We start from the raw sequence: 19,310 nt of genomic DNA on the forward strand, positions 1-19,310 counted from the left end.
GAGGGCACCCCTCACCTCTCCGGCTACCTCGGCCGGCCCACCCTGGCCCGGGCCTCCTGCACGCGCTGGACCTTCTCGAGGTCGCGCACGGTGAAGTCGGCGGTACGGGCATTGATGACGTACTGCGTGGACGCGCCTTGTGCTGCGGCCACGCCCACGGCGGCCGCGCCCTCGAGGGCGCGGTACTGCTGCGGGGTGAACACTGCCTCGGGAGACTTCAGGCCGTTGTAGCCCCAGGTGCCGGGCTGCATCCATCCGCCGGTGTCGAACAGCGTCAGGGGGTCGAAGAGCTTCCCGCCCCGGCGGGCCTCGAGGTGGAGGTGCGGTCCGGTGGAGTTACCGGTGGAGCCGACGGCCCCGATCCGGGATCCGCCGGGCACCCGCTGCCCCGTCTTGACGCTCATGGACGACAGGTGCGCGTACAGCGTGGACAGCCCGCCCGCATGAGACATGCGGATGTGGTTACCGTACGGGCCGCCGGAGGTGGCGGAGGTGACGCTGCCTCCGAGGACCGCACGGACCGGTGTGCCGGTGGGCGCCGGGTAGTCGACGCCGGTGTGGTAGCCGGAGGACCACATGCGGCCGGGCACCCCGAAGCGCGTACCGACCGCGGCGTTCACGGGCTTGCCGCCCTGACCGGAGCCGCCTCCTCCCTTGTCGTCGGCGTCCTTGCTGTACCCGAACAGCGCGTCGAGGATCGCGGTGGGGATGCGGCGGATCATCTTCCCGAAGCCGGTGTCGGCGCCCGGGAACCGCTTGAGCAGCGGGTCGACGACGTGCTTGATGCCGGCGCGCGCCGAGTCCTCGAGGCCGTCCTTGAGCCAGCTCGTCGTCTTCTTGACGCCGTCCCACACCTTGGAGCCCACACCGCCGGCGGCGTCCTTGATCCAGCCGAAGATGCCACCGCCGGCGAAGCGCTGCACGGTGCCGCCCTGGGCGAAGTGCAGCGGCACCGGGGCGTGGCCGAGCACTGGGGCCAGCGCTTCCCGTACCCGGTTCGCGCCGCCCGACCTGGCGAGGTGGTTCATCGTGGCGACGAACCGGCTGCCCACGGCACGCGTGAACTCGGGGCGGAAGATGGACTCGCCGCCGGACATCTCGAGGGCCAGGCCCGAGGGGCTGTAGAACTTGTGCGGGTCGCGGCCGGGGGTGTAGCCGGGCAGCACGTCGTACACGCCGCCGCGGGAGAAGCCCTTGGGGTGGAACTCCTTCAGGGTGTCCGCACCGAACGCGGTGGCGATCTTGTTCCACACGCCCACGATTCCGCGGTTGTAGACCGTTTTGATCACGAAGGAGATCGGCCTCTTGGCGATGCCCTCGAGCTTGTCCCAGGCGGTCTTGATGCCCTTGCGTGCTTCGTCGAACGCCCCGACGATCTTGTTCTTCAGAGTCGTTCCCCAGCTAGGGATGGTGGCCGTGAAGAAGGTGCGGATCGGGTAGAGGATGTCCTTCTTGATCCCACCCCAGATGTTGCCCCACCCATCCCGTACCTGACGGAAAGCGCCCACGGTCTTGTTCTTCAGGGTCGTGCCCCACCCGGGCACGGTGACGGTGAAGAAGGTGCGGAGGGGGATGAGGACGTTCTTCTTGATCGAGTTCCAGGCGTCGGAGATGCCCTGACGGATGGCGCCCCAGACCTGCACGGTCTTGTCGCGCAGCCAGGTGAACGCCGGCCCGAGCCGAGTCGTCACCCACGACACCAGCCCGGCGACCGCGCCGACGATCTTCGTGACCCAGCTGATCGCCGAGTTCAGGGCGGCCGCGAACTGCCCGATCAGGAAGCCAGCCAACTGCAGGAGCGGCGGGAGCAGCCACGACAAAACCTTCACCGCGAGCTCGATGACCAGGCCGACGAGCTTCACCAGCGGCGGCACCAGGGGCAGCAGCGCGATGGTGAGGTCCACGCCGGCCTGTACCAGCTGCAGGATCGACGGCAGCAGCTGCACCAGGACACCGGCCGCCATCTGCAGCACCATCCCGACCAGCTCACCGAAGAGCGGCAGGACCGGGGCGAGCGCCTCGACGAGGATGATCAGCGCGTCGGCGAGCGGCGGCAGCACTTCGGCGAGGACGCCGGCGAGCATGCCGACGAAGTCCCCCAGGATGGGGGCGATGTCGGCGATGACCGGGGCGAGCTGTCCCGCCAGCCCGGCGATGACCTCGGCCAGCGGCTGCACGATCGCCACCGCCGCCGCGGCGATCGCCACGAAAGCGTCCGCGAGCGTGGGCAGGACGGGGATCAGCGCGTCGAGGACCTCGGTGACCAGCTGCACCCCGACGGGGATAAGCGGCATCAGCCCCTCGAGGAGAGTGACGGCCGCGCCGGCGATCCCCTCGAACGCCGGCAGCATCGTCAGTACGGCGCCGCCGAGCGTCTCGAAGGCATCGCTGATCACCGGCAGCAGCGGCTCCAGCGCCGCGAACACCGTGCCCACCAGCTGCATGCCGACGTCGATGAGCGGAGTGATGATCGGCATCAGCTGCTGCAGGGCCTGCGCGAGCACGTTGGCGATGAGCTCGGCAGCCTGGCCGATCAGCTGGACGAGCGGCTGCAGCATCGGCTCGAGAGCCTGGAAGATCTGCGTGATCGTCTGGCCGAGCAACTCGATGACGGGGATGAGGGCCTGAACGATGGTGGTCAGAGGGCCCACCAGCGCATCGACCACGCTGAGGATCACGTTGACGACCGGGACGAGCGCCGGCGCCAGTGAGTTGATCCATGTGGCCATGAGCTCGCCGATGGGCACCAGCAGCGGCATCACGGCCTGGACCAGCTCCGTGAGCGCCGTGCCGATGATGACCATCACCCCGCCCATCGCGTCGACGATGGGCAGCAGCACCGCGCCGATCGTCGTGGCGAGCTGGACCAGGACCGGGCCGAGCACACTGGCGATCAGGGCGATCGGCGGGGCGATCGCGGCGAGCAAGGGCACGGCGGCCTGCACGACTGCCCCGAGGATCGGGACGAGCGCGGAGACGATCTGCGCCACCGATCCGAACAGCGACCGCATGGACGCCTGCATCTCGTCTGTCGCCAGTACCCGGCGGAGCTCGCCGAAGACCGCGGCGAGCGACCCGACCATCTGACCGCCGGCATCGGAGGCGGCCTTGAAGATCTGATTGACGGTGCCGAGGACGTTCCCGAGCAGCGTCCCGAACTGCGAGAGGATCCCGAACGCCGAGCCGATGGCCTGCTCGAGACCACCCGACGCGAACGACTTGGCGATCCCGTCGGTGAACGAGGTGAGCGCACCGGCCATCTGCTGCGACAGCGCGTGAAACGCAGGCTGCGCCGCCACGCTCAGTTGCCCGAGCGCGGTGACGATCTGCGCCGGGGCCCTCTCGAAGGCCTTCAGGTTCGCGGTGGCGCCATCCAGGACCTTGTCGAGCAGCCCGGTACGGGCCATCTCCGTGACCGCACCGGCCGCGTTCTTCGCCATCTGGTTCCACACGCCGGCGGTCTCGGTCAGACCGCGCTTGAGGACCGGGATGGTGGCCTGGCCGAGGGTGGTGACGGTGTCGTCCAGGCCCTCGAACAGCCGGTTCTGGACGGACAACTTCATGTCCTCCCAGGCAGGCCCGAGCCCCCGCACAGCGGTGACGAAGCTGCGCGCGTTCGGGGCGAGCTTGGCCATGGCCTGGTCGAACTGCGATGCCTGCCCCGCGGCCGCCGCCTGAGCGTCCGCCACCGCCGCCGCGGCGTCGGCCACCGACCGCTGCGCGTCGGCGACCTGTCGGGCGCCGTCCCGCCGGGCGTCGTCGACACCGCGCTGAGCCTCACCGAGCGCACGCTGCGCGTCCGCGATCTCCTGCGCCGAGTCGACCTCGGTACGCCGCTGGTCCTCCCGCGCCCGGGCCAGCGCACGCGTACGGTCCTCGACCTTGCGCTGTGCGTCGGCGATCCGCTCCTGCGCTTCGCGGACCTTGTCGCTGCCCTCGACGCCGGCCTTGTTGGCCTTGGCCGCGTCCTCGGCGAGCTGCTTCGTCTCGAGCGCCTGGTCGGCGACGGCCTGCGCCGCCTGGTCGTAGGCGAGCTGCAGACGAGCGATGTCCTCCGGCCGGTTACCCGGCTTGGCCTGCGCCGCGCGGAGGGCCTTCTCCGCGTCGGCCATCGCCTGCGCAGCCTCGCGCTCCTCGAGGCGGCTGTTGGCGAGCTTGCTGTTGAGGTCCTCGATCTCCCGGGCCGCGTCCCGGCGGGCCTCCGTGAGGTCGGCCTGGACGTCCCGCGCGTCCTCCTGAGCCTCGGCCAGCTCACGGACCGCGTCGGTCACCTTCAGCTTGGCATCGGCCTGGTCCCGGGCCGCGTCTGCCACGGTGCGGGTCAGGCTCCGCTCAGCGTCTGCCACCGAGCGCAAGGCGTCCTGCACCCGCTCTTCAGCCTGGACCCGGGCATCGGCGAGCGCCCGCTGCGCTGTGGCGAGTCCGCGCTGTGCGGTCTCCACCGCCCGGGTTGCCGATGCGGCCCCGGAGGCCTGCGCGCCGGCGTCGGCGAACGATGCCTTCAGCGCATCGCCCACGCCGGACATGCCCAACTTGAGGGCGCCAGCCGCGGCGCCGGCCGTCGTGAGAGCCGGCGCCAGCAGGGCAGCCGCTCCGGCGGCCGCGTTCAGGTTCGCGGCGATCCCGATCCCGGCGAGGGCACCAAGTGCCTTCACTCCGGTACCGGCCGCCGCGGAGAATGCCTTACCGAACGCCGACCCGCCTTGCGAGCCGGACCGCGACGCGCGAGCGCTGATGCTCCGCGACCAATCGCCTTCGAATTCCGGTCGGATCGACACGTAGCCGCGCCCGACCAACACACCCGTAGCCATGTCTAAGGTGCCTTTCGCACTGTGAAGTTGGCTGCGGGTTGTCCCGGAAGGCCGTCCGGGGCGGAGGAGAAGTAGCAGGTCAGAGGGGAAAACAGGGGGCGCCGGGGGCGCTGAGGGTTAGATCGCTCGAGAGGCCTTCCTGCGAGTTAGAGGGGGGTTTCGCGGGACCGCAGCGCTTCGCGGCCTGGTGCCGGCGGTCGTCTTGCGCGAGGTCGCGAGGGCCTCGAGATCAGGTGATCTCCGCAGGTGAGCGCGGGGAGAGACCTGCAACCGCCGAGCGCCGGCGGGCTGCAGGCCGACCGCGGTCGACGTCTCGTGCGGGATCCCCCAGACCCGTACAGGGAGGGATTGCCCTCCCCCGCGGTCTCCCGTGCGCGCACCCGCGCGGGTGGGCCCCCGGGTGCGCGAGGGCGGTCTGCGCGGTGATCGTCACGGTGATCTCCTTGCCGGTCCGGAGGCGGCGCGGTGCGGCTCACGGCACCGCGCCGCCTGGTCGTGGGTCAGGCTGCGGCGTGCTGCCGCAGTCGCTGGTATTCGGCGGTCTGCTGGTCCTCGGTCGGCAGCCAGACCTCGGCGCCGTGGTCCAGGAGCCAGCCGAGCTTGAGGTGGGTCACGTCGGACCCCCATGGCCAGACCGCGCCGGCGATGTGGGCGAGCTCGCGCCAGTTCGGCGCGACGACGGCGATGTTGCGGACCTCGGCGAGCGGGCTCTGCTTGCCCAGCGGGTCGGTGATGCGGTCGCGGTTGTAGACGTACTCGACGTCACCGCGCAGTTCGGACCAGGCGTCGCGCAGGGAGCCGTACCACTGGGTCGCGGTGTGCAGCTCGAGGATGGCGGCGCGTACGTCGTCGGGCTCGGCGAGCATGTCCAGGCTGGCGCCGTTGCTGTGGGCGTACTTGCCTGCCACCTGGCGCACGGTGCGGAAGCGGTCGAGGCGTTCGGCGAGGGCCGGCTGCAGGTGCTCCGTGATCAGGCGCGGCGCGGCGTAGTTCGAGGCCATGCCGGAGAGGTGTCGGGCGAGGGCCTCGGCTTCCCGCTCCTTGGCCGTGTCCGCCCACTGGGTGCGGCCCCAGTTGGTGGTCTCCTTGCCTTCCTCCAGCAGCTGCTGCAGCTGGTCGTACCCGGCCAGCATCTCGGCGGGCATGGTGTAGTGGCCGGCGCGTGCGCCGTGTACCAGGCGGTGGGTCCTGGTGGCCTTGAAGTTGTCGGCGAGTTCCATCGGTGTCTCCTGGTCAGTCGTTGTCGTTGTCGGTGTTGCTGGGGGCGGGGCGGTGGGCGAGCTGGCCGATGGCGTCGGCGACCTCGCTGGCGGGGGCGGTGCGGTAGTAGCCGTCCGGCAGGGTTCCGTCTTCGGCCGGCTCTGCGGGCTGGGGCGGTCCGAGGACGCGGCCGTGGGTGATGAGCTGGCCGCGGGCGGCCGCCACTTCTGCAGCCGGGGCGGTGCGGTAGTAGCCGTCCGGTACGGGGTTGGTCATGGGCTTGGCCTCTCGAGGGGGAGGCGCCCGCGCGGTGTGCGCGGGCGCCGGTGGTTGTGGTCTAGGAGTCGTGGGCGAGTTCGGCGGCGTGGGCCTGGACGCCGCCGATGACCTCCTGCCAGGCCTCGGCGGTGAGGATCGCGCGGAAGCCGTTGCAGAGGCTCATGAGGGCGTAGCCGCAGGCGTTGCGGACTTCGTCGTCGGGGAGCTCGTTCAGGAGCAGGGCCAGGCCCTCGCCGTCGGCGCGGAGCGCTGCGAGGGAGAGCGCGGTGACCTTCTGCTCGGGGGTCTGTTCGCGGGCCATGCGGAATGTCCTTCAGGGGTTTGTGGGGTTGTCGTTGGGTGTTACAGGGAGTGAGGGGTTTTCCGTAGGTGTCACGTAGGTGCCGTAGGCGCCAGGCCCGTGGGTGCTGGCGCCTACGGCACCTACGGGGGTTTCGCTGGCATCTACGTCATCGGCGGTCACGCTCAGTACCCAGGTCCATTTCTTGTTCTTGCCGAAACCGGAGGACTCGGAGCGGACGCCGGCCTTGGCCCGGGCGCGCTGCAAGGTGCGTTTGGCGATGCCGTCCTTCTCGGCGGACTTGATGACGTCGCCAGCGGGTGCCTCGCCGCCGTTGTCGGTGAGGTAGCCGACCAGCCAGGCGACAGCCTCATCCCGCTCGCCGACTTCATCGCGGTCGACGGGCGCGGCGAGGGTGTCCTCGACGGTGCGTTCCGATACGCCGGTGAAGACCAGCCGCCCGACGTTGGCCGTGCCCTTGGCGGTGGGCACGTCGAAGCCCTCGATCCGGTACGCGAGCGAGGGGAGGTCGAGCCTGCCGAGGCTGTTCTTCGTCTGTGTCATCACCTGCTCCTCCGTCTCGCGGTCGCGGGCGAAGGCGAGGACGGCCCGGGCCAGGTCCTTGAAGGCACCCGACCCGGAGATGAGCTGTGAAGCGTCGGTGCTGCTGCCCTTGTTGAAGTGGGCGATCCCGAGCGTGAGCGCCCTGGTCCGCTCTGCCATACGCACGAGAGGCTCGAGGGCCTGGCGCACGTCCTGGGTGCGGTGGGCGTCGGTGCTGCTGCCGAGGGTCGACATCAGCGGGTCCACGATGAGCGCCGCGACGTCGTGTTCGGCGATGGCCTCCTCGATGAGCGATACGTCCATCGGCAGGGAGATCATCGTTTCGCCGCGCAGAGTGTCCTCGGCGTCGACGCGGAACACGCGGTCCAGGTCGGCCCCGGCCGCGATGAGCCGGGGCACCAGGGTGCGGGACCAGGAGTCTTCAACGGCCGCGTAGAAGACGGTCTTCGGGTGGCCGTAGAAGGTGCCCGGGAGCTCGCCGCGCGACAGGCGCGCGGCGACCCAGATGCCGAAGCTGGACTTGCCCGTGCCCTCGCGTCCCGCGGCGAGGGTGAGGGCTCCAGCGGGCACGCGGCCCTCGCCGGGCTGTGGCTCCCATGCCCAGACCACAGGTTCGGGGGCGATCGCGGACGCCGGCGTGAGCTTCAGCGAGCGGGGAGCAGGGAACGCAGCATCGGTGATGCCGTTGCGTTCGAGGATCTCCCGGGCTTCGTCGTGCGAGTCGGTCAAGCTGAAGCTCCCGTTCTGTGCGGGGCACGCTCAGCGCTGCGGAGCGTCCTCGATGCCTCGGCGTCCGGAAGGCCGATGCGCGCGGCCGCGTCCATGAGGGACGCGAACACGGACGGGCCGTCGGCCTTGCCCGCGCGCACCAGCTCGAGGCCACGGCACGCGGCCCAGAAGAGCCGAGAGTTCCGTTCGCCCTCGCGTGCCTCGAGGACGAACGCCACCAGGCCGACCAGGCTCGCGATCGGGCGTACGGACTCGAGAGAGAGGGTGGGCCTGGCGGGCTCGGCGCGGACGCCGAGAAAAGCGGGCCATGCTGCAGGCCAGTGATTGAACCGGCCGTCGCCAGCCCAGGCGTAGCGAGCACCGGAGGGGTGCAGCGAGGGCGCGGCGACGATGTAACCGTTGGACTTCACGTCGACGCCGGGCCCGAGCTTGCCGGGCAAGTCTCGGCCGGGGTGGGCGTACACCAGGTGCAGGCCGTCTCCGCCCGTGATCTGCATGAGCGTGCCGGGCAGCGTGCCGTGGTCACGCTCGAGGCGGTACAGCGTTTCGCGGCCGCCGTTGCGGGGGTCGACGTCGACGACAGCGAGCCCGTTCGGCGCGCACGGCAGACCGATGCCAGCGCTGGGGTAACGGCGCCACCATGCGCTGATCTGGTCGAGGTCGCGGGTGGCGTCGTGGTAGCCGTGACCGTGCTGACCGCACTCGCCTCGGCAGGGGTGCCCCACTTCATGCACGCGCGGGATCGCAGGCGTCTTGCCGGCGAGGGGGAAGACGCTCCAGCCGTGCTGCGCGTAGGCGAGGGCGTGTGCCACCATGACGGGCGACCCGACACCCATTGCGCGGTCGTTCGGAAACGCCCCGGCCATCACCCGGGGCGTTTCTGCGTTGCGGGTCGTCATGCGGTGGCTCCGCCGTTCGGGCGGATCGTCTGAGCGTCCAGCCAGGCGTCGAGGTCGCTCCAACGCGCCCGCAGGTGCCGGCCGACCTTGATGAGCTTCGGCCCGCCCCCACGGCTCGACCACTGGTAGACGGTGCCGACCGGTACGCGGCAGAACTCCGCGATCTCCGGCGGGGTGGCCAAACCCGTCCGTGTCTGACCTGCACCAGAACTCTGTGTGTGCTTCACAAGCACCTCCAATGTCGCATGAGCACATTCTGTGTTGTTGCCAAAGGTTGCCGCCTCTTGCGACGTGTGTCAATGGATGCTTAGCTGTGCTCATGGAGCACACGAAGGACGCGCTCTCACCGGTGGATGCAATCCGGGTGAGGGTCAAAGAGCTGCGAGGGCGTAGCGGCATGACTGCTGCCGACCTCGCCGAACGGCTCACCGAACTGGGCGTGAAGTGGAACCGCTCGATCGTGGCGAACTTCGAAGCGGGCCGGCGCCCGACGGTAAGCGTGGTGGAGTGGCTCGCCCTCTCCCAGGCGCTGAACGTGGCGCCCCTTCACCTGCTCATCCCGCCGGCTGTGGACCCCGAGACGCCGTACCGCATCACTCCCAACCGGGAAGCAACCGTGAGGGATGCGCGGGACTGGGTCCGAGGCATGCTCGCGCTCAACTCGGAAGACAAGGAGCGGTGGGCACAGGAGAAGCCGGACGACGAGAGCTGGCCCTTCGTGTGGCTTCGGCCTGGGCAATCGCCGCACGAGATCATGAGGACGCGGGACTACCTGTACGCCGTGGCCCTCGAGCGAGCGCAACGGGACCGAGAGCAGGGGGGCACCGATGGCTAGCGTCTACGACCGTTGGCACCTGTCACGCCCTGCCTCGGGCGCTGAGCCGTGCACTGAGCACTCCAGCAAGACGCGCACGCTGGTGCCGAGCAAGAGCCACGGTAAGGGCAAGCGGTGGCAGGTCCGGTGGCGCGACGCAGCGGGGGAGCAGCAGAAGGAGAACTTCGCCAAGCGCTCCCAGGCCGACACTCGCGCAGCCACGATCGAGGCGGACCTCGCCCGCGGGCTGTACGTCGACCCGGCGGCCGGCAAGGAGAGCTTCCGTGCGGTCGCCGAGCGCTGGCGGACCACGGCCGTGCACCGCGGCGGTACGTCCTCCCGCGTTGAGCGGGCTCTGCGGCTGCACATCTACCCGACATTCGGAGACCGGCCGATCGTGTCCATCCGCCCGTCGGAGGTGCAGGCCTGGGTCAAGGACCGGTCACAGGCCCTCGCCCCGACCACGCTGCGGGTCACCTTCTCCTACCTGGTCTCCGTGATGCACACCGCCGTACGGGACCGGACGATCGCCATCAACCCGTGCGCTGGCATCAAGCTCCCCGAAGCCCGACGGCCCGAGATCGTGCCCCTGCACAAGGACGCCGTCCGTGCCCTGATCGAAGCGGCCCCGTCCCCGTACCGCGCGATGATCCTGCTCGCCGTCGCCTCCGGGCTGCGGCAGGGGGAGGTGTTCGGCCTCGAGGTCGACGGCGTCGACTTCCTGCGGCGCGAGGTGGTCGTGCGGCAGCAGCTGGTCACACCGGACAAGGACGTCGACGGGGACCCGGAGGCGGTGCCCGAGTCGTACCTCGGCGAGCCGAAGACGCACGAGAGCTACCGAACCGTCCCCCTGGTCGGCCTCGCGGTCGACGCGCTCGCCGCGCACCTCCAGCAGTATCCGGCGGTCGCAGTCGACATCGAGGACCAGACGGACCCGCGCAAGCCGCGCCGGCGGAAGGCCCGCATGCTGTTCACCAGCGACCGCGGCGACGTCCTGAAGCGGGCCAACTGGTCGCACGTCTGGGCGCGCATGGAGGAGAGGGCGAACGAAGCTCTCAGCAAGGACTACGCCGAGGCGTACGCGGCGTGGGTCCAGCGGGGCCGGCCGGAGGGCCAGGAGCCCGCGCAGGTCCGGGTCCCAGACGGAACGAGCATGCACGACCTGCGCCACTTCTACGCCTCAGCGCTGATCAAGAACCGCGAGAGCGTGAAGACGGTGCAGCGGCGCCTGGGCCACTCGAAGCCGTCGATCACGCTCGACATCTACACCCATCTGTGGCCAGACGATGAGGACACAACGCGAGCGGCGGTCGAGGCGGTCCTCGGCGATGTGCCCGCGTTGTGCCCTCCCGCTCAGATCATTTCCGGATAGTGCAGGTCAGCACGTTGAGTCAGCGGTAGTTCACGAACTGCAGCGCGAACTCGAAGTCCTTGCCCTTGAGGAGGGCGATGACGGTCTGGAGGTCGTCGCGGCTCTTGGAGCTGACCCGCAACTCGTCACCCTGCACCTGGGCCTTCACGCCCTTCGGGCCCTCATCCCGGATGATCTTCGCGACCTTCTTCGCGTTGTCCTGGGAGATGCCCTCCTCGATCGACGCGAAGATCTTGTACTCCTTGCCCGAGAGCTGAGGCTCGCCCGCGTCCAGGGCCTTCAGGGAGATGCCCCGCTTGATCAGCTTGGACTGGAAGACGTCGAGGACGGCCTTGACCCGGTCCTCGGAGTTCGCCTCCATGAGGATCTTCTCCCCGGACCACGAGATCGAGGCACCGACACCCTTGAAGTCGTAGCGCTGCGAGATCTCCTTGGCGGTCTGGTTGAGGGCGTTGTCGACCTCCTGCCGCTCGACCTTCGAGACGATGTCGAAACTGGAGTCGGCCATGTCCTGTGGCTCCTTGTATCGGGGTGCGTATCGGGGTGCGCACCGGATGCGTACCGGCATACGTGGGACGGCCCAGAGCCCGGCATCGGCTCCGGACCGCATCCGGACCAGCCTAGTCACCCCCCGCCCCCCGGGTGGTGATCAATCGGGTGGCGAAGCACCCCTGTCCATCGGGTATTGTTTACGTCGTTGCCACGGAGCACCGCCGCAAGGCGGTCCCAGCGCAGCAACCCAGGCGGTGTGGCTCAGCCTTCCCAGGTTCGAATCCTGGCGCCGCCACGCTGAGATAGTTGAGAAGCGACCCCCTCCGAACTGCGGAAACGCAGGACGGAGGGGGTCTTCTTCGTTGACCGGCCCGGTCTGATCGATATGGGTGCTTTTCCCGTTGTGTCTCACCCTGATTCGGGTGCTGACCAGTCCGTGTGGGGCAGACGTGGGGCAGCTTCGCCCCCTAATTGCCGCTCCTCAGTGCCCGCTCGATCCGGGCGTTCGCTGTGGCCGCACCGCCGTCCAGGCACTTGGCGTACACCCGGAACAGCACGGCCACGCTGTGGCCGGCGCGGGCAGCTACCTCCTGCGGCTCCACCCCGGAGCTGAGCCATGTGGACACGGCCGCGTGGCGAAGATCATATGGACGCTTGGCGAGCGGCGACGCGCACTGAGCGGGCGTGAGAGCACGCGCACGGGCTTCCGCCCACACCTCGCCGTATCCGGTGTCCTGGATGAGCCCGCCGCGCTGCGTCCGGAACAGCCGCCCGTCGGGGGCGACGCCGTACGCGGTGACGTGCCACCGGAGCAGGCTCACGAGATCGGGTGGGATCGGCACGGTGCGGACTGCCCTCCGGGGCCGGTGCTTGAGCCCTCGCCGGTCGTGCGCCTCACCGCTGTCCGTCCAGGCCGACCCCGAGCGCGGGCGGGTTTCTCGGAGTCGCAGAGTGCCCCATCCTCGCCGTGGCAGGTCGCAGTCCTGGAGACGGAGGCCGATGACTTCTGCCGGCCGTGCCGCCGCGTAGTACATGCAGCCGAAGAAGGCGACCAGGCGCCGCCCGCGGGGGCTCTGCGTGCGCACGGCATCGAGCAGCGCGAGAGCTTGCCGGGGGTCTGGCACTGAGGCGGGGTCCAGTTCTTCGGCTACCTGCTCCGGAGCTTTCCACTGCACCTGAGGCAGGGGGTTGTCCGTCAGACGGCCGGCGTCGACGGCGTAGCCGAGGGCGTTGTGGAAGATGGCCCGCTTCCGCCGGATGGTCGACGCGGATGCCGTGGCGCCGTCTAGCTTCTTGGTCAGGGCGTCCAGAGCCGCGCGCACGTGCATCCGGTCGGCCAGCGCGGAGGTGGGCAGCGACTTCCGCTCGAACCACGCCAGCACGGCGGCCACATCGTCCGGGAGTTCCTGGTCACGGCGGCTCATGTTGAACGCCCAGCTATAGAGAGCCGTCCGCACAGTCTTGGCGTCGGCCATTCCCTTGGTGTTCCTGACGAGCGCCGGCGTCACCGTGGCCATGGCTTCCGCGAGCGTCCGGCGCGTCGAACCGGGTGAGTGCTGCCACTTCATCTCGATGTACTCGCGGGCGTGCTGATACCAACTCACGTCGTTGCGCTTCCGCAGCTCGGAGACCGGCACTCCGGTGGACTCGTCGAACGGCTCGCCGGCGTGAGCCGCCCGCAGCAGCTCGGCGCGGCGGCCCTCTGCCAGCGTTTTGGTACGGAAGGTCTGAGAGTGCGGGGTCTCGCCCGTCTTCCAGCGCAGCTCCGCGGAGCTCTGACCACGGTCCTTCCGCTGGCGGACGGACCAGATACGAACGTCGTACGTCTTCCCCATCGGGGGCCTTCCTGCGAAAGGGGCCCGGCGACAGCCGGGCCCCTGGGGTGGTCTGGTGAATGGGTGTGATCAGTAGGCGGGCGAATCCAGGTTGCTGAGCCAGTCGTCCAGGTCACTGCGGCGGACTCGCAGGTGACCGTTGGGCAGCTTCACGAGTCGGGGTGCCTGTCCGCGTGCGCGCATGCGGTAGAAGGCAGCGCGGCTCATGCCGATCTCGGTGAGGACTTCGGGGAGCTTGAGCATCTGGGGGCTGGCCATCAGTGACTCCTCACAGCCGAGGTTTTACGGAACGTTCCTGTCCGAGGTGCCGATTTCTGCGTCATGAGCGTCATCTGCGTCATGTGGGCGTCTGGCCTGCGGTTTTTGCATGACGCAGTCGTTTGAGCTGCGTCATTGGCACGTCATGGGCTGCGTCATGCCATGACGCAGATGACGCAGGATGACGCAGGCGCCGCCGTCTGCGTCATGCCCTCGTCCGCAGGCCAGGGGCCGTTTTCGCGTCTGCATGACGCACATGACGCAGGATTTCCCCTCTTAGGAAAAGAGAGGGGCGTCTGTGGTGGTGCGGTGCGTCTCAAAACGTGAAGAACGAGCCGCTGCGCGGCGCGTCCATCGCAGGGCGGCGCTGCCGCCGAACGGCAAGAAGAGCACGCCCGGGCGGGGTGCTCTTCTTGCTTGGGCCGGTGGCCGGCCGACTGGCGCGGCGGTCAGAGTGTCTGCTGTTGGTGTGGTGGCGCGGCCGGTGAGCGGCTGATCTCGATGTAGCGGCCCTCGTAGGTGCGGCCCGAGTCGATGAGCACGCCGCGGGCGGCGAGGGTGGGCTGTAGCCGCTTGAGACGGTCGGAGAGGACTTTGCCGGTGGTCGGCCACCCCTTGGGCAGGGGACGGCACTCCTCGCCGCTGTAGAGGCGGGTGAAGTGGTGCAGCCACTCCGTGGACGTCATCCGCTGCGCCGTGCCCGGTTCGACGTCGGCGGCGTGCCGCAGCACGGTCTGTGCCAACAGATCGCCCTCGATCACGTCGTCATTGAGGTCGTCCAGGGCGGCCCGGTAGGCGGCGAGCGACCCGAAACCGGTCGCCGCGTCCAGCTGCGCGCACAGGTGCGCGAAGTCTGCCATCCGTAGGTCGGTCGGAGTCTCCACGTCGACCGCGCGGACCTTGACCGTGAGGTCCAGGAGAGACCCCAGGACCACGGGCAGAGCCTCCGCGTAGTCCGCCCATAGTTCCGCCTCGGTGCGCCGGACGCGCGGGCGTTCCAGCCGGAGCGGCAACAGCCGTTCGGCGAGGTCGGGGCGGATGACGCCCACGTCGATGCCGGTGAGGAGCAGGGGGCGACGGTAGCGGGCGCGGAACACGTCCCCATCGGTGAAGAGCGCGCGCTTGACGTTCTCGGCTCCGGTGACGATGCAGCACATCGCATCGGACAGGTCCGGGGTCATGTGAGAGAGGTTGTCGAGCGCTGTGACCCACCCGGCGGCCACGGCCGCGATCAGGTTCTCCTCGTCCTTCGGTGCGCGGCGCAGGTCGCCGCTCATGCCCTCGATGATCCGGGTGAGCATGCGTCCGCCGGTGGACTTGCCGGCGCCCTGGGGGCCGGTGAGGAACGGGGCCGGGACGGGCACGGACGGTTCCAGGCAGCCGATGAGCCACGCGATGGCCAGGCACTCGGTCTGAGCGGTGGCGAAGTTGCACAGCCGCAGCAGCAGATCGATGCCCTTGCCGTCGGTGTCCCGGGCGGGCAGGGGGAGTTCCCCGGTGAGCTGGGTACGCCGCCAGCACACCTCACGCGGGTCGGGAACGGCGATGTCCCACCCGGTGGGGTGGATACGGACCGAGCGTCCGTCGGCCCGCCCCAGGTCCAGCCAGGTAGCGCCGTCCCACCCTGGGGCAACGCGGATGTGTACGGCCTGGACTTCCTCGGTCAGCGCGAGTGCTTCGATCAGGTCGAGTGCCTCCTTGAGGGCGGTGCCGTTGAACACGCCTACGCCGTCGCGGAAGAGACCGACCATGAGTTCCTGGCGGTGGCTTCCCGTGGTGCCCTGGGAGCGGATCGGGCGGGCAACGGGGTGGCCGTTGCGCTGGGCGTAGACGGTGCCGTCGGCGGTGCGGAAGTACCGGAAGTGGGATTGCGCGTAGTCGGTGATGATCTCGCGGGCGGGGGTCTTCTCGTCGTCGGACATGGTCACAGTCCCAACGTGGTGCGGGCGTTGGTCCACGCGTCCGCGCAGTGCCGGGCCGTCTCGCCCTTGGACTGCGCGGCGGTGAACAGCCGGGCAACGTGGAGGTCGGTGAGGCAACCGCACCGACCGTGCCGGGACAGCACGGCCAAAAACGTGCGATACACGGTCGCGTGGACCGCGCTATACGCCTCGGTGATGCGCTGCTCGGCCATGGCGATGCCACGGTCTAGGTAGGCGGGCGTGCGGTGTGGGCACTCCCCGCCCCCGAAACCGGCGGGCACGACGGCCGCATGCGCCGCCGGCCGGACCGGGGAAGGCTCCTTGACGGCCAGCGCCCGCACGGCGTCCGGCAGGTCGGCCATCGGCCCGGTGCCGGGCCCGAGGTAGCGGGCGTAGGCCATGACCGACTTGATGTCGACCCCGGGCCGGACCGCGTTCCGCGAGGGCATGGCGCCCCGGTAGATCCAGTGCTCACCACGCGTTGTCGACACGGTCCGCGTGGCAGGTAGGGCAGTGCGGGCCCAGGTGAGGGCGTCGGCGTCGTCGAGGTCGACGACGGTCAGGCCGGCGCCGCCGGGGTGGTAGCCGACGCACACCGCCCGCCGCCACGCCTCCGCCCACGCGGGCGAGGCGATGACGTCCGGGTCGGTGGTGGCTGCGGCCCACGCGTGGCAGATGCCGGGGCACTGGCAGGGGCCGGGGGTCTTCATGTTCGGCCGGCCGCCGCACGCGTTGCCCTCGCAGGAGTGGCAGTTGCCGAACGGCACCTTGCCCCGCCGCAGCGGCAGCACCGGCACACCGTTCACGGCCAGCGACAGTGCCGTCCGCAGGTGTTCCGGCAGTGGCGGCCGTGGGCGGGAGGCTCGCCGGATGGTGACGGGTTGGGTCATGCTGGATACCTCCAACAGATCTGTTGCGGATTGGTTGGGCAAGGGCGGCCCGGTCTTTGGCGAGACGGAGGGGCCGCCCTTGGCGTAGCTAGCCGTGGAAGTGGTTGCGCTTGATCACGGCCTTGCGGATGTGCACGGTCGTGCCGCCTTTGTGGCCGCTCCCGCTGAGCACCTGGACGGCGATCCAGCCGCCGAAGATGACGGCGGCGAGGATGATGAGCTGGCCGATGAACGCGGTCAGGGCGGCGATGAACGAGGTGAGCAGGAGCAGTCCGCCGCACACCGCGAGGAAGCCGACGCCTCCGAGGGCGACGTTCACCGCCGCGCGGGAAACGGCCGGCTTGGCGGTGACCGGCTCCGGGCGGACGGCGTCGATGGCGTAGCCGGTGACGACTCGGCCGTCCGGAAGGACGACGCTCGCCACTGCCGGCACACTGCCCGGCTGCATCGGAACGACCGGCGCGGAGTGGGCGACCGGGGCCTGTATCGGGGTCGGGTGGTGGACTTCCACGGACCGCTGAGGGGTGTGGGCGGGGTACATGCGGAATCCCTTCCGGCGCATGGCCAGGGAGGCAGAGACACCCCCTTCGGGGTGCCGTGTGGAGGGGGTGCCAGGGGGTCTGACCGGCGGGCCTCCCTGACTCCCTGAACGATCATCTGCGCAGGTCAGAGCCAGGGAGGCGGGTCAGGGAGGTGGTCAGGGAGTTCTCCCTTCCTCCCTGACCCGCCGCCGGTCGGCTCCCTGCCGTCATTCAGCGGAAGCGGAACCCTCGGTGTCGCGGTTGGCGAGGGCACGGGCGACGCGGTCGCGGGAGACGACCATGACGCCGTCGGACTTGTACGGCTCGGCGCCGGCGTCGTCCAGGACGCGCTTGAGGTCGATGAACGACCACTCCCCGTACGCGCCGGCGTTGCGGGTGGCGAGGCGGGCGAGGACGTCCTTGGTGCGGACGCGGGGCGCGTCACCGATGACGGCGGCGATGTCGGCGAGCGGGTCGTGTTCCTCGCCGCGGTCGATGGCGTGGAGGGTGGTGACGCCGTCGCGCAGTGCCTTGGCCCGGTCGGTGATCGCGGTGGCCGCGTCGTCGTCGATGTAGTGCGTGCGCACCGTGATGGACGACTGCCCCGCCGGGATCGTGATGCCGTCGGAGGCGACGACCAGCGTTCCGCGGTCCAGGCCGGGACGGAGCAGGTTGGGGGCGGCTCCGCCGTCGACGGCCTTGTCCCCCAGCGCCATGCGCGCCTGGGACTCGGTACCGAGGGCGAGGGAGGCGCGGGTGTGGGCGCCCTCGCGCACGAGCTTGGGCAGGTTCTCGTTGGTGGGGTCCTGGGTGCCCTGCCACATCAGCACGTTCACCGCACGGCCCTGGTTGTGGATCTTGCGGACGGCCATGAAGTACCGGGAGTTGGCCTTGGAGCCGCCGTAGGGCCGCTTGTCCTCGTCCTTGGCGGGGCACATGAACGCGACCTGCGCCTCGTCGACCAGGACGATGAGCGGTGGGAAGGTGGTGCCGGGAGGGGCCTGGATGCGGCGGTTCATCTCGTCCACCGCGCCCTCGACCATCTCGGTCACCTGGATCACGTGCTCATCCGTCGGCCCCTGAATGAGCGTGGTGGCGAGGCCGTCGAACATGGCCCAGTCGCCCACGCCCTTGAGGTCGCCCATGAGGAACTGCACCGACTTGTCCAGCGCGAGCCACAGGGCGAGGGAGCGCAGGGCCACGGTCTTGCCCTGGTTGGACAACCCTGTGATGAGCAGGTGGCGCTGGTAGAGGGAGAGGGCGGCGGCGTCGCCGCGCAGGTCCTGGCCCCACGGGGCCTTGCCCTTCTTGTAGTCGGCGGTCATCGTCTCGTCGGTGACCAGCGGCGACGGGCCGATCGGCTCGTCCAACGCGCCCGAGTCGGCGATCCACAGGCGGACGGTGCGGGCGGCCTGCGGGATTGTGATGAAGACCTCGTGCTCGTGCCGGGTCAGGTTCTCCGCGAGCTTGCGCCGCTTGCTCTGGACCTCGTTGGTGGACACCCCGGAGGGGAGGGTGACGTCGACTTCCACGCCGCATCCGGCGATGGTGATGGGTCCGAGCATGGACGCGCCGGCGTCACCCATCTCCTTGATGGCCCGCGCGAGGGCGGGCACGCCGAGGTCGCGCAGGGCTTTGACCACGATGGACGGGGTGATCGGCTCACCCTCGCCCGAGCGGACGTTCGCGGGCAGCGCCCACTGGGGCGCGGCGTGCTGCTTGCGCCCGACCGACCACAGGGCGAGCAGCGCGAGGAAGGGGCCGATGGTGATAGCCGGGCCCCAGACGATCTGCACGATGCGGATCAGTAAGGCGATGAAGTCGATGGTCGCCGACAGCGGCGTGACCACGTCGGCCACCTGGCCGGTGCTGACGGCCATCACCACGCCGAGGGCGACCAGCACACCGACACTCATGCCGGCGCCGACGGCCACGCCCTTGGCGGCGTCCACGGGCGAGTGGAGCAGGTCCATGCGGCGGTGGTGGCGGGCGGCGCGGAAGCGCTGCAACCGCTCCTCCCACTCCTCCGCCGCTTCCAGGTTCCCCGCGGCCTCCGCCGCCCGGATCATCCGCTCGTACCGGGAGCCGGTGCGGCCGTCCCACGCCCGACGGGCGGCGATCCTGCCGCCGTTGAACGTGTAGAGGCTGTGCCGGACGACGGCGCGTCCGGCCGATCGGGTGCGCTCGTGCGTGACGGCGGTCTTCACGGCGCGGCCGGAGCGGACCCACAGCGGCACCGGCCGCGCGGGCGGCGCGTCGGGCACGACGGTGAGCACCGTCGGGGCCGTGTCGACGGGCGCGGGTTCGGCGGGCGGGTTGGTGTGCTTGTGGAGGTGAACGACGTTCTCAGACATGCTGGAACAGCTCCTGACTGCCCCTGTGGGGCGATTGTGAGGGAGAGCCGGGGTGGCCGGGTCCTTGCCGGGAGGCGGCCACCCCGGTAC

General features: G+C 70.0%; 16 protein-coding genes. 2 read left to right on the forward strand and 14 right to left on the reverse strand.

Annotated features, from left to right (window positions below; all coding sequences use genetic code 11):
- Positions 1-23 precede the first annotated feature (23 nt).
- From IE172_RS18385 to IE172_RS18415, 7 genes are all read right to left on the reverse strand, one after another.
- Positions 24-4,655: a peptidoglycan DD-metalloendopeptidase family protein gene (locus IE172_RS18385; RefSeq protein ID WP_190098334.1), complete on the reverse strand. Its 4,632-nt coding sequence runs from the start codon at positions 4,653-4,655 to the stop codon at positions 24-26.
- 656 nt (positions 4,656-5,311) lie between these two features.
- Positions 5,312-6,031 (reverse strand): hypothetical protein, encoded by a 720-nt coding sequence (locus IE172_RS18390; RefSeq protein ID WP_190098335.1) that lies wholly within the window; start codon positions 6,029-6,031, stop codon positions 5,312-5,314.
- A 13-nt stretch (positions 6,032-6,044) separates the two neighbouring features.
- Complete coding sequence (locus tag IE172_RS18395; RefSeq protein WP_190098336.1) at positions 6,045-6,287, reverse strand: hypothetical protein; 243 nt, start codon at positions 6,285-6,287, stop codon at positions 6,045-6,047.
- Between the two features lie 61 nt (positions 6,288-6,348).
- Complete coding sequence (locus IE172_RS18400) at positions 6,349-6,591, reverse strand: hypothetical protein (protein ID WP_190098337.1); 243 nt, start codon at positions 6,589-6,591, stop codon at positions 6,349-6,351.
- A gap of 12 nt (positions 6,592-6,603) precedes the next feature.
- Entirely contained in the window at positions 6,604-7,863 is a 1,260-nt protein-coding gene (locus IE172_RS18405) for an AAA family ATPase (protein WP_190098338.1), read from the reverse strand.
- On the reverse strand, positions 7,860-8,762 hold the full coding sequence (locus IE172_RS18410; RefSeq protein WP_190098339.1) for a bifunctional DNA primase/polymerase: 903 nt from the start codon (positions 8,760-8,762) through the stop codon (positions 7,860-7,862). The genes IE172_RS18405 and IE172_RS18410 overlap by 4 nt, the downstream gene beginning before the upstream one ends.
- Entirely contained in the window at positions 8,759-8,944 is a 186-nt protein-coding gene (locus tag IE172_RS18415) for a helix-turn-helix transcriptional regulator (protein WP_306432795.1), read from the reverse strand. Before IE172_RS18415 ends, IE172_RS18410 begins: the two co-directional genes overlap by 4 nt.
- A gap of 137 nt (positions 8,945-9,081) precedes the next feature.
- Between IE172_RS18415 and IE172_RS18420 the strand changes: the two genes are divergently transcribed.
- The gene (locus tag IE172_RS18420; protein ID WP_190098340.1) at positions 9,082-9,597 is read left to right on the forward strand and encodes a helix-turn-helix domain-containing protein; all 516 of its coding nucleotides are present in this window, start codon (positions 9,082-9,084) and stop codon (positions 9,595-9,597) included.
- A gap of 82 nt (positions 9,598-9,679) precedes the next feature.
- A complete protein-coding gene (locus IE172_RS18425) occupies positions 9,680-10,948 on the forward strand; it encodes a tyrosine-type recombinase/integrase (RefSeq protein WP_229886176.1) in 1,269 nt (422 codons plus the stop codon).
- A 19-nt stretch (positions 10,949-10,967) separates the two neighbouring features.
- Here the strand turns inward: IE172_RS18425 and IE172_RS18430 are convergent, their stop codons facing one another.
- The 7 genes from IE172_RS18430 to IE172_RS18460 all read right to left on the reverse strand — a co-directional run bounded on the left by IE172_RS18430 (position 10,968) and on the right by IE172_RS18460 (position 19,220).
- Entirely contained in the window at positions 10,968-11,456 is a 489-nt protein-coding gene (locus IE172_RS18430) for a YajQ family cyclic di-GMP-binding protein (RefSeq protein ID WP_030220858.1), read from the reverse strand.
- 451 nt (positions 11,457-11,907) lie between these two features.
- Positions 11,908-13,275, reverse strand: a complete 1,368-nt coding sequence (locus IE172_RS18435; protein WP_190098342.1) for a tyrosine-type recombinase/integrase — start codon at positions 13,273-13,275, stop codon at positions 11,908-11,910.
- A gap of 69 nt (positions 13,276-13,344) precedes the next feature.
- On the reverse strand, positions 13,345-13,533 hold the full coding sequence (locus IE172_RS18440; RefSeq protein WP_019525248.1) for a helix-turn-helix transcriptional regulator: 189 nt from the start codon (positions 13,531-13,533) through the stop codon (positions 13,345-13,347).
- 449 nt (positions 13,534-13,982) lie between these two features.
- Entirely contained in the window at positions 13,983-15,455 is a 1,473-nt protein-coding gene (locus IE172_RS18445) for an AICE element replication initiation protein (RefSeq protein ID WP_190098468.1), read from the reverse strand.
- A gap of 2 nt (positions 15,456-15,457) precedes the next feature.
- A complete protein-coding gene (locus IE172_RS18450; RefSeq protein ID WP_190098343.1) occupies positions 15,458-16,345 on the reverse strand; it encodes a bifunctional DNA primase/polymerase in 888 nt (295 codons plus the stop codon).
- Positions 16,346-16,433: 88 nt separating this feature from the next.
- Positions 16,434-16,886, reverse strand: a complete 453-nt coding sequence (locus IE172_RS18455; RefSeq protein WP_190098344.1) for a hypothetical protein — start codon at positions 16,884-16,886, stop codon at positions 16,434-16,436.
- A gap of 207 nt (positions 16,887-17,093) precedes the next feature.
- Positions 17,094-19,220 carry an FtsK/SpoIIIE domain-containing protein gene (locus IE172_RS18460; protein ID WP_190098345.1) on the reverse strand — a complete coding sequence of 709 codons (2,127 nt, stop codon included), beginning with the start codon at positions 19,218-19,220 and terminating at the stop codon, positions 17,094-17,096.
- Positions 19,221-19,310 lie beyond the last annotated feature (90 nt).

This window comes from Streptomyces griseoflavus (genome assembly GCF_014649995.1).
Classification (GTDB): Bacteria; Actinomycetota; Actinomycetes; order Streptomycetales; family Streptomycetaceae; genus Streptomyces; species Streptomyces griseoflavus.